The 10,397-nt window shown below is 44.9% G+C and carries 6 protein-coding genes and 3 pseudogenes; 4 read left to right on the top strand and 5 right to left on the bottom strand.

Annotated features, from left to right (window positions below; translation table 11 throughout):
* Nucleotides 1–51: 51 nt before the first annotated feature.
* Nucleotides 52–3,573, bottom strand: coding sequence for a hypothetical protein (locus QUA33_RS26430; protein WP_333152512.1), 3,522 nt, complete (start codon nucleotides 3,571–3,573; stop codon nucleotides 52–54).
* A gap of 189 nt (nucleotides 3,574–3,762) precedes the next feature.
* On the opposite strand from QUA33_RS26430, the gene QUA33_RS26425 reads away from it, so the two are divergent.
* Nucleotides 3,763–3,987 (top strand): hypothetical protein, encoded by a 225-nt coding sequence (locus tag QUA33_RS26425; RefSeq protein WP_333152510.1) that lies wholly within the window; start codon nucleotides 3,763–3,765, stop codon nucleotides 3,985–3,987.
* Between the two features lie 148 nt (nucleotides 3,988–4,135).
* Here the strand turns inward: QUA33_RS26425 and QUA33_RS26420 are convergent, their stop codons facing one another.
* A complete protein-coding gene (locus tag QUA33_RS26420; protein ID WP_333152508.1) occupies nucleotides 4,136–4,759 on the bottom strand; it encodes a siphovirus Gp157 family protein in 624 nt (207 codons plus the stop codon).
* Nucleotides 4,760–5,000: 241 nt separating this feature from the next.
* Between QUA33_RS26420 and QUA33_RS26415 the strand changes: the two genes are divergently transcribed.
* A complete protein-coding gene (locus QUA33_RS26415) occupies nucleotides 5,001–6,074 on the top strand; it encodes a hypothetical protein (RefSeq protein WP_333152506.1) in 1,074 nt (357 codons plus the stop codon).
* Nucleotides 6,075–6,148: 74 nt separating this feature from the next.
* Nucleotides 6,149–6,328: a hypothetical protein gene (locus tag QUA33_RS26410; RefSeq protein ID WP_333152504.1), complete on the top strand. Its 180-nt coding sequence runs from the start codon at nucleotides 6,149–6,151 to the stop codon at nucleotides 6,326–6,328.
* A gap of 4 nt (nucleotides 6,329–6,332) precedes the next feature.
* On the opposite strand, the pseudogene tnpC reads toward QUA33_RS26410, so the two are convergent.
* From tnpC to QUA33_RS26395, 3 pseudogenes are all read right to left on the bottom strand, one after another.
* A pseudogene (gene tnpC / locus QUA33_RS26405) lies at nucleotides 6,333–7,538 on the bottom strand (IS66 family transposase); the annotation flags it as partial.
* A gap of 19 nt (nucleotides 7,539–7,557) precedes the next feature.
* A pseudogene (locus tag QUA33_RS26400) lies at nucleotides 7,558–8,776 on the bottom strand (ISAs1 family transposase).
* A gap of 258 nt (nucleotides 8,777–9,034) precedes the next feature.
* Nucleotides 9,035–9,319 (bottom strand): annotated as a pseudogene (locus tag QUA33_RS26395) (DUF6444 domain-containing protein); the annotation flags it as partial.
* 2 nt (nucleotides 9,320–9,321) lie between these two features.
* On the opposite strand from QUA33_RS26395, the gene QUA33_RS26390 reads away from it, so the two are divergent.
* On the top strand, nucleotides 9,322–10,257 hold the full coding sequence (locus QUA33_RS26390) for a Fic family protein (protein ID WP_333152502.1): 936 nt from the start codon (nucleotides 9,322–9,324) through the stop codon (nucleotides 10,255–10,257).
* Nucleotides 10,258–10,397: the final 140 nt, after the last annotated feature.

Here is a 10,397-nt window from a genome sequence, read left to right as displayed (position 1 = left end):
CATCTTAACTTCTACTTAGATCCACCTCCCTCATTATACATGATTTATGATTTACAAATCATTTGCGATCGCTATAGAAGCTAATTCAGCATCAACCTCTTTGAGGTATTTGATAAACTGAGAGCTGCTGTTTTCAGAAAGTTTCTTAATGATTTGACCTGTTTTCAAGTCAGCAGCCAAGACCGGATTATCAGCTTCATCTCTGACTAAACACCTAACATTATTGCGAGATTGGCTAATAAAAGCTGTCCAGTTCCCCACAGGGATTTTAGTTTCTCCAGTTTGGTTATATGCTTCAGAAATCGCATCTTTCAGCAATTGTGAGAGGTGGGCGGGGCTGGCAGCAATGTCTTCGGGTTGAGATGGCGGTTTGTTTTGGGTAGGGGTTGGCGAGACGGATTGCGATCGCTTTTGACAAGTGGTTGGCGATACGGATTGCGATCGCCCTTGACAAGAAGTTGGCGCGACTTCTGCAAGTTCCTCAACTGATTCAATTAGTCGCACAGAGCTAGGGTTGATGTTTAAGATCAGAGCACTGCCTTTAGGCGAGGGTTCAATAGTGGCCTCAAAGGTAGTGCCGATCGGCAATTTAGGTGAATTAGCAGAGAACATAGCTAATTCTTGTCCGTCAAGGAGGACAATAGGGCTGCCGTCGCGCCTCGAACCGCTACCGCTAACAGATCCCACCTCAAAAGTCAATGTTTTCTGCCTCCATTTTGGACTGCTAAAGTCAACATCTTTCAAGTCATTGTACTTCTGCCCAATCAGCTCAGCTCTGTCAAACTGAAAGGTTTGCAATTGCTGGCAAATTTCATCCGTAAACAAATTGAGAACCAATGCTGCTTTAGGTGTTTGGTTTTGGGACTCAAGCCAAGTATAATCAGCAGGAGCTACAATGCGGGAACTCACATCTTTGGTGCGACCAAGACCATCGCGGTAAGTTAAGTCTAAACTGTCGATGTCGTTGGCATTCCCGCCAAACTTCTTCTCAAGAATTCCCACCAGTTTGTCGCTGGGTTCAATAAAGGCAAAATTGACCATTGGCAGGCTTGAATGCAAAGTTGCTTCATATTTAATACCTTTGGTGTCTAACAATTCTTTCCAATGTCCAGCTAAGTCTTTGCCAACTGGCTGTCGCTTCTTATCCCTGACAGTCTTATTGCTGCCGTCGAGTTCAAATTCCTCGAAAGGGACGCTCAGAACGTAAGTATCTTTTGGCATTGCTTCGTGCAGTCGCTCGTACTCAGGTTCAAGGTTGAATTCAATCAGCAGTTGGCGAGAAAGTTCCTTACAAGCTTTGCGAGGAACTTCTAAGTTGGGATTTGCGGTTTCGACGTGCCACATCGCACTAGCAGCTAAAAACCGTTCTTCAGGGTCAGTCCAAGCTTCAGTTACATCGGCTCTTAAGCTCTCGTATAACTTGCTGACGGCTTCTTTAATTGCCTTAGAATCGCCGCCGCACTCCAAGTGAATTTCGCCCATCCTTTCTCGATAGCGTTCCTTAATATCTTGCGCCCACCTGACATAATGTTTCTCCCATTTTTCTCGCTCATCTAAGTCAGAAGGAGACTCGAACAGGTAGCGAAACTCGTCGCGGTGGCGGCTTTTTAGACGAGTCGGTTCCCACTCTGGGTTAACAGCCTCCCTAGCAATGCAATTGATAGCGGTGCCGTCTCCTATAGGTAATGGCACCGTTTTGTAAAGCCTGGGGTCGTCTTTGTAATCAAATAGGTAGCTTGGGTGCTGTTCTGACCACTGCTTAGCCTTGGACAACAAGGTGGGGTGGTGGTCTTCGGTACGAGTAGCACTTTTGGGGCTGTCCACTTCAATTTGCAGGGCATCAAACAGCTTTCCAAGAAGCTGCCGCTTCTGTTGATTGAATAAACTTTCTGGCTGTCCCGGTTGTGCTGCTGACGATTGCACTCTCCCGATTAAGGTAGCCACCCAGCCGATTTTATTTTGGGCGATGGCTACGGCAATTTGCCGCAATTTGGTATACTTGCGATCGCCATTACTATCGGTAGCCTGAGTGTAGTCAACTTTCTCTCGCTTCTCAACTGCATCGTACTCATTCTCTTGATTAGCGTGCCTGGTTTCAGAGGCGATATTCGGCATTCGGGAAGCAGGCGTAATCACTAATTGATCGCCGTCAAAATCGCATTGATGATGCTGCATGGCTTGGTCTGGGCGAATGAAAACGCATCCTTTGTACTGCGTTAACTCAGGATGGCTTTTGTTGTCTACTGTGTAGCGGCGGATGTTATCTTTACTGACAATCGGGTAGCGGGTAACGATAACTTCTGTGCCGTGTCGCAAGTGGGGGGCAACAATTGTACCGGGTTTGAGGCTTTCACAAGGTTGAGCCATTGCTGAACCGTGATGAATTGCTCCCTTAATTGCTAAGTCTTTCCACTTTTTAGCCAGTTGTTCTTGCATGAAATCGACGACTTTGGGAAAGTCGAGGAGTTGACCGAGTTTGTCGTTCCTCAAAATTGAAATTAGCCGGGATTCGTTGCGCTGGGCTTTTTCATCTGTTTCGTCTTCTAATCCGCTGCTGTCTTCGTGAAGGCTAGATTGAAAAGCAGCTTTTTTGTCGTGTTGCTCTACTAAGTATTTGGCAAGTTGCAGCCGGTTATTTTGCAAATCAGCGAGCTTTTGGGCTTCTATTTTGGTCGGTGTGGCTATGTCAGCCCCAATAGCTGCTTCGGAATACCAAATCGAAAATTGCCAGGAATTTTCGTATTCAGTTACTTTGGCGTTGCCTCGATTTCCCAGTATAGCTTTGGGAAATTCGTAGTCGCCACAGGGGATAAGTTCAGCTAATTGCTCTTTAGCAACTCCTTTGATAGAGGAGCGATCCATAATGATATCATAATCCAAGTCGGAGGTTAAATTAGCATCAGGCAACAGCGTTCCTTTGGCAAGAAAGCTAATTTCTGGAGTGTGGTAGTCTTCTTGTCCCCATTCCTGCATCCAGGCAAATCTGAATTGAAAAGGTCGGTTGTAATTCCCTCCTAATTGTTGGGCTAGTGCCGGTGAAATTTTACCGTGACAGTCTCCGGTTTGCCACTTATGAGCTTTCGCTTTTTCACTCTGGTCATCGCTTTGAGAATCAACAATTTTGACTCGCAAGGTTTCGCCGTCAAGGGAGCTATCTAACAATTTGGCTCCAAGGTTGCAACTGCTAACTAGCAGTGAGCCATAGCGACAGGCGTGGTCGGGTTGAGTTTTGAATACGCTCAACAGTTTGGTTGAGAGTTCAATGTCTGCAAAGTAAACATTTTTGCCGGAGCTGAAAGCAACTCTTCGGGTAATACCATCTCCGAAATCGATGTTTTTCAGAGGGTCGAGACTGCTATCATTTGGGTCGGGTTTAACGATGCTTAGGGATGCTAATTCTTCAGGTTCAAAAAGCAGTTCAAGCAGGGAGTTACGCAGCACTTCTGATTCAGCTTGGTACCGCCCCTTTGCTTTACCGTTAGTCAAGGACATATCAAAGACTGGGATTTTTAGTCCTTCCCCAGCTACCCATTCTGTGGAGCGATGTTCTGGGGTAAGTTTTCTTCTGCTCATTGATTAGCTCCTGAATCCTAGTTTTTACATTTTTAGGACTTACGCACAGTAATAGTCCAGATTTTGACAAGGTTGTTCCTTCACAAATTCCTGCTACTGAGTGATATTCACCCCCTCCAATTGGAGGGGTTTATCAGAAAAAAGTAGCGTGTTACAATCAGAATGACAATCCCACTGTGGAGAAAAAAAGTGAAAGTAGTTCGCACAACTACGGCTATGAAAAGCCAACGGGATTATTTCTCCGATAGCGATAGCGATGCACTTGCTCGCGTTGCTTTTGGAGAAGGTGAAAACAGCCAGCAATTCGGAGGGTTGAACCTCGATGCTAACGGGGTTATTAAAGGTACAGCGTCAAACTTTTTCAACGTCACCGAAGAACAAGTTGAAGACCCTCAATACTGGATTGATTTGTAAGAGATACCGACCCCAATTAAGTTGTCGCTCTTACAAAACAAGCGTTTTCTACTCGAATTCTGGAATTTTTAATTCGGAGGTGTCTAATTCGGAGATGTTTAACAATTCAGGTGTCAGACCGAGGTATTCGTGACACCTGAAAAGATGGCTAACGCCGTTTTTTGGGCTGCGTTTTATCCGAAGAACGACTTTCAAGCGTCTGGTTGGCTTGAAGAGAGTGCAAATTGTTACCTGGAAGCAAGCTGTAGACCACTTTGCGCTTGCGGAAAACCCTAGTACCATCTACAGGCATTCCTTTTTTCCAAGCGTCGGCAATCGCCTTTTTGTCGGCAGAAATTACGGTTTTGGTTTCGACTCGGCGATAGGGTTTTGGCAGTTGAGATGGGTCAATCAAAACTTCACAGGTAGGCGGATTTTCCTTGACAGCAATGCGGCGGTGTTTGCCAACAATTTCGGAAGTTAACACGCCGCACTCATTGAAGTAGAGAACGGTTTTGTCTAACCGCTCTCTCCACCCCTGGAGTTTGTTGAGAGCTCTTGAATGCAGTTCTATCAAATACTGCATCCGGGCTGTAATTCCTGCAAGTTCGGCATCAATTTGGTCGGCTAAGTCGGCATGGGCATCAACAGCGAGTTCCTGGGTTTCTTGGGTTTGCCAAAGGGATTGCAGCAGTTGGTCGATTTCTTCTGAGCTTTCTGCTGACTCTAGTTGATGCCAAAGTTGAGCCGCAGTTATTGAACTTTGAGCAAGCGTTGCTGTGGCTAAATTCATGCTTAGTATCCTCCGTTGATGCAGGTGTGATAATAATCGCGGCGTTCTTCGAGTTGAGTAAGCGCAGCCATTGTTGCCTCGTCGGATTTAAGAGAGATTTGTTTGTCCTTTTGAATCTTGCTACCTGGTTGAGAATGAGTTAAATTTTGTGAGTTTGACTGGGTAATTTTTGGCATACAATTCAAAAAACTTTCTTAAAAATAGCGCGACCGCGCTCTTAAAAAAAGGAGTATTTAAAGTTATGAATTATCCTATAGTTTTGTACCCAAAAGTGGTAATGCAGTTCTGCCATCAATATCCTCTGCCAGAGGCAACTTCTAGTTGTGCCACCTCATCCCAACTTCAAGAAACTCAACAATTCGGGAAACCTGTTGTTTTGCTGACTCCGCCTCAACCACCCGTAGTGTTACCTGTCAGGTTGCTGTGGTTAATTTGGGTGTTTTGGCTCTATGGTGCGATCGTACTTCCGCTGTTAGCTATTTCTTGGGGTTGGCTGTGGTGGGAAATGCTGTTGGTAGTAGCTGCTTATTCATGTTTAATTGCGGCTGCTTATAGTTATGTGTTTGGTTGCCGTCAAAAGCTGGTATCCAGGTATAAACAGCAAGTTCTTGAGTACAACCAACAAAATATATTATCCCATCAACATTTATCATCGAATAAACAGCAAGAATTTTCTAGTTTTAAGGTGGAAAAAGAAGGGTTGCAGACAGGTTTAAAAAGCGCAAAACTTGAGTTAGATTCCAGAAATCGATTGCTCAAGGATTTGATGTCACTTCGCGTTAGTCCTAATGGCACATCTCAAGCTCGGCAAGGAGTGAGTGAACAACGCTTTTTGCAATACTTACAGCAATATTTCGAGGAAGTTGTCCAAGCAGCAGAGTTTAAAATTCCGTTATCTCAGAGGAGCTATTCAGCAGATTTTACTGTAATTCACACTCCATCTGGACTCGGAATTGATGTCGAGATTGATGAACCTTATGCTGGCAAATCTAAGAAGCCCACTCACTGCTGCGATGCTGACAGCGATATGCGCCGCAATCAATTATTCTTAGAGTGGAATTGGATTGTGGTTAGGTTTACTGAAAAGCAGGTGGTTCAGGCTCCTTTGAGCTGTTGCAAGTTCTTGGCGATTGCGATCGCCTTTGTAACGGGCGATCGCTCTTATTTAAAGCAACTGGAAACTGAACCCGATTTGCTGAGCGTCAAACCTTGGACAACTAGAGAGGCAAGGGTTATGGCTAAAAGCAACTATCGCCTTACTTATTTACCTGGATTTGGCGTCGGTTCTGCTTGCAATCGGGTTTCAAAGTTTTGATGCGAGCGCACGCAATATCCGATTTATTGACTGCAATAAATGTTTATAATTAATACAAAGGAGATAAAATAGATATGCTGTCATTTGAATCGGGGTTCATTGAAAGTCAACAGCTCAACCAAAGACTTCTGCCAACAATTCGTTTACTTGGAGAGTACAAGGGAAAGCAGGAGTTATTCAAACAACAAGCCCCACAAGTTTTAGGCACTTTGCGCCAAGCTGCGGTTATTCAGAGTACCGAATCTTCTAAGTAAGGATTCAGGTCTCAAATCTAGGAAGCAGCGACGGGCGAGACGGATAATCATTAGAGTCAGCCAGTAGTGCTTGTGCAAAAAAATCAATCACTGACCTGCCTTGACGGCGACAAGTTTGCACCACCGTTAACAAATTAGCAGTGTCTTTAAACCTCTGCATCGAGCGAGAGCCACCACTAATTTTACGTTTTGTGACAGCCAAACGCAGCGCTCGCTCCGCCAGATTATTATCAGGAGGAACCTCCGGGTGTTCAAGAAAGTACCACCATTGAGAGGCTTTATCTTGCAAAGAGCGTAAAAGCTTGCCTGCTGTGCCTCCGGCTTTCCCAATCCACTGATTGAGAGTCAATAGGAGCTTGAATTTGAATTGATTGACCCAATCGTTGTAACTGACCTCATCCCCCGTCTCTTGCCACAGATGATAATTTTTGAAGGCTTCATCAATCAAATTAACAAACGCTTCGCCAATAGCTTGGTTATGTTGACCTGGAAGTTTAATTAGTTTCTTGAAGTGACGGCGCAGATGAGCCAAACATTTCTGTTGGTCAGTAACTCCATAGCCATTGTAAACACTAAAATCATCGCTGCTGAGTACCCCTGTATACTCAGTCCCCAAAATGCCTTCTAACTCGGCGCGAGAGCGTGTATCTGCTGCCTGAAACAAACAGAACTGAGGATGAGCAATCACCCACAACCATTCTTTTAACCCTTTCACTGGCCAAGGGGTTTCATCCACATGGACGTTTGGCTGCACCTGTTGTACCCAGTCACTCAATTGCCAGATACTCGGTTCAATTGCTTTTTCAACTCGCGCATTGGTAGTTACCAAGGTACCAACTCCAATGTCGATTTGCCCGAGTTCCCACAACATTTCTTGCTGTTTTTCATAGGGCAGATGTCCATAATTACCCATCCACCCCAAAAATGCTTGCAGTCTTACACCCAAGTCTTGCCCTGGTATCATTTCTGCTGACCAAGGAGCAGTTTCAATTGAACCACAATGTTGACATTCAAGAGTGTGGCGTTGATACTCCACGATCTCAATGGGACGGAGAACCAATTGCGCCACTTGCTGAAATTCAATTTTGACTGGCTGGTCTAAAAACGCCATCTGACGGCAACAGGCACACATTTGGGGGCGCAAAATTTCAAAACGGTCTACCCGACCAAATCCTTTACGAGTCTTTCCTGTATGTCCTGGTTGTCCACCCAGGGTAAGAGCATCTCAATCATGCTTGACAAAAGCACTTGAGAATTTGCATCATATAGTCATTGTTCATCGCAGCCCGTTTGATTTTTTGTCGCAGGCTACGCTGGAGAGTGGTTTCTTGGTTGACCGCATTAAGGGCAATCCGTCTTACCAGAGCGAAGTTCTGAGGACTGTTTAACGAGCGAATCCGAGATTTATCTTCATTAAAAGTCACATCTAAACTCCAATGCACTTGGTTTTCAATGCCCCAGTGTTGGCGAATAGCACGACCATTGAGCTGGGCATCTACTGGCAAAGAACTTAGGTAAAACTGCACCTCACGAGTGGTTTGGTTCCACAGATGACGAACTCTTTCGACGAGCACAATAGTGCGTAATCCTGCCCATTGTTCTTGCTTGTAAAGTCCTCCTAATTGGGCAACTGATACCGCCCAGACTTTTCGAGTTTCGACGCGATGATGACCCTTTTCGGTTCGGGAATCATAACTCATTTCAATCCCCATGAATTCCTGAGTTTTTGCCGCCTCAAACCAGTCTTTAACTTGATTGTAAAGAGTGGGATGATTGCTTTTTAGTGCCACGACATAATCGGCTTTTTTCTGACGAATCAGTCGGACTATTTCTGTTTGAGTCCCCATCGCATCAATGGTGATAATCGCCCCGGCAATGTCGAGTAGTTCTAGTAGGGCTGGAATTGCTGTGATTTCATTGGAATGGTCTTCTACTTTGACTTGCCCGAGTACCAAACGTTGTTGGCTCGCCCAAGCTGTCACTAAATGTAAGTTTTTTAAACCTTTCTCTCGATCGTAAGAACCCCGCAAACTTTTGCCATCTATGGGAATAATTTCTTGCAAGACTGAACCCATAATTTGTTGCAACCATTGCGATAACTTCTGCTCTAAAACTTTCGGATCTAGTTTTTCAAAGACCCGGCGAAATGTATCATCGCTGGGGATGCCATTGGGTAACTCTAAAAATTCTTCACGCCCACTGTTGCTTGCTGAGTCCATAATTTTCGATGTCTTCCCACCCCTGGGCACCGCCAATCGTAGCTAAGATAGTAATTACAAGAATGTCTTTGAGTAAGTGTTGTTTGGTTCGGTCTACTCTTGGGTCTGGTAGATCGTCAAAATAAGTTGATAAGCTTATTTGTAAGTCTTGTATGGAGATGGGTTGAGGCCGCTCGAGCGTCGGCGATGATTTGGGCTCATTCACAACACGATCGAATCCTTTCTCCATTGTTTTTTCCTCACCCTTCGTGACTGATATGAAGCAGTATTATAGGACGCATTTGACATCTTTAAGGGTGCGGGTCGAGCGCCTGTTGTGACTCGAGCGCCCATTGTGACTTGAGGGCCCGCTACGACCCTCACTTACACGGCTCGGGCGAGCGTCACAATATCTTCAATGGATTCTCAAGAACCGCTATTGACTGGATACTCCTTCATATCTTGCCCTTAAAGTCAAGTACAATTTATACCAAATTAGATGAGCTTACCCTGGTTGTCCACCTGGTTTTCGTTTTGGACTATCCGATTGGTGTTCAATCTCAGGCTTTTTCTTTTCTGGTTTTTTTAGGAGGTCAGTTGATGGTGGCTTTGATGAACTTTTGCTATCGAGGTCAGAACTAACATGAAGCCTTTCTATTTCTTGTTTCAATTCCTTGATTGTTGTCTGCAACTCTCTGATAACGATCGCCTGCTCAATGATTATTTTCACCAGTTCTTCCTTGGGCAACTGGCAAAGGCTTTCTGGGTCTAGCTGTTGAGGCAGGTTCATCATAATTGCGATCTTCCACCTCAGCCGTCCCCTTTGTCAATACCCTACACCTGAATCCTTACTCTTCTAACCGCATTGAAGGCATTACTGTGCCACTAGAAGGGATTAAGAAATTAGTAACTGAAAAAACAACGCCACGCGATCGTTCAGAACAAGAAATTGCGGGTTATCGGGACGTGCTAACTACAATTCACACCAGTTATACCCACATTCCTTTTAGTACAGGTGTCATTTTACAACTGCACCGTGACCTTTACCAATTTGCTGTTAATACAGGGGGGCGCTGGAAAACAGTGGATAATGAAATTAGCGCTACTTATCCTGACGGGACTAAAGTGGTGAGGTTTCAACCTACTCCCGCTTATGCTACTCCTGTGGCAATGGAACGCCTGCAAGAACGGTTTAATCGCCTCTGGGAATCGGGCGAGATAGAACCTTTATTGCTGATTCCAACCTATATTTTGGATTTCTTGTGCATTCATCCATTTTTAGATGGAAACGGACGGATGGCAAGGTTGCTGACTTTGTTGCTGCTATACAAAGCTGGTTATGATGTGGGGCGATTTATTAGTTTAGAACGGATTGTGGAGAGAACTAAAGAAAGCTATTACGATACGCTTTACCAATCTTTGCAGGGATGGCATGAAGGGCAGCATAACTTATTACCTTGGTGGGAGTATTTCTTGGGAGTCATGCTGCTATCAGCTTATCGGGAGTTTGAGCAGCGGGTGGGATATGTTACTTCTGCAAAAGGAACTAAAACGGCGATCGTATTGGATGCGATTAACAATTTGCCTCAAGAATTCTCGATTAGGGAATTGCAGGAACGGTGTCCAACAGTGGGAATTGATTTGATTCGCCGTTTATTGCGCCGGGAGAGAGATGCTGGGCGTTTGCAATGTCGGGGGCGAGGGGTAGATGCTCGCTGGCAAAAGCAGTAGCTACAGAACTTATGCACAAGCAACTGCGTGTTGAGTAGAATCATAAAACTCAACACTCAGTTGGTAACTGCTCAATAACCGCTGGTTGGAGTATCTGAGCTAAGTAGTCCCAGAACGCGAGCCAATAAACTTATTTCTCT

This window comes from Microcoleus sp. Pol14D4 (assembly GCF_036701245.1).
Classification (GTDB): domain Bacteria; phylum Cyanobacteriota; class Cyanobacteriia; order Cyanobacteriales; family Microcoleaceae; genus Microcoleus.
This window is presented reverse-complemented; position numbering and strand designations above follow the sequence as displayed.